We start from the raw sequence: 630 nt of genomic DNA, 5'->3' as shown, positions 1-630 counted from the left end.
CCTTGAAAATTCTCACACCACGTTCCTGCCTCTGTATCTTTATAGCGGAATCCTGATTGAACCATACAAGAATCAATGAACGCCTTTTTATTTAAACTTAACTTTCTATTTTCTGGATCCTTATCATAAGGGGTTGGCATACCACATTCTAACAATGCTTTTCCTATCTCAGTAAAATCTGCTCCTGGCTTCTCCCACATTGCCAAAGATGATGAAGGAGTTTTATTAAACTGACATCCCACTATACTTAATAAAACTATTATACTCAGTAATTTAAACAACATGTTCATTTTTTTCTCCTTCAAGGTTTTTGTTCACGATGAGAAGGGCCATAACGCTTTTTGCATATATCACTCGCATCTCCAAGGCAAGTATGGGAGCTTATGGGATTCATGATCACTCTCCACCATTCTGTCCAAACGTTACTACCAGCAGGGAGTGTCCCGTAGGTATAGCCATTGCCGCCAATAATTCTGCTGACAAAGTCATATCTATTCCCATCAAAGCCAATAGTGGTTTGTTTGCCATCACTCACATAATCTAACAGACCGGCTGCAACTAAAACATTAAAGGCTGGTCCATAGAAATTGATATTCGTGTTGTCGGCTATACCGTGAACACCTTCTTGTT

1 protein-coding gene and 1 pseudogene are annotated in these 630 nt (G+C 39.4%); both read right to left on the bottom strand.

Annotated elements, in window-relative coordinates; all coding sequences use genetic code 11:
* Positions 1–290 (bottom strand): hypothetical protein (locus ACFIL8_RS12200; protein ID WP_375681589.1); only part of this gene is annotated, 290 nt, incomplete at its 3' end.
* A gap of 11 nt (positions 291–301) precedes the next feature.
* Positions 302–630, bottom strand: a pseudogene (locus ACFIL8_RS12195) (filamentous hemagglutinin); the annotation flags it as partial.

Source organism: Bartonella sp. AP57NXGY (assembly GCF_042195805.1).
Classification (GTDB): domain Bacteria; phylum Pseudomonadota; class Alphaproteobacteria; order Rhizobiales; family Rhizobiaceae; genus Bartonella.
Note: the sequence above shows the minus strand (reverse complement) of the source record. Positions and strands in the feature narration are given on the sequence as shown.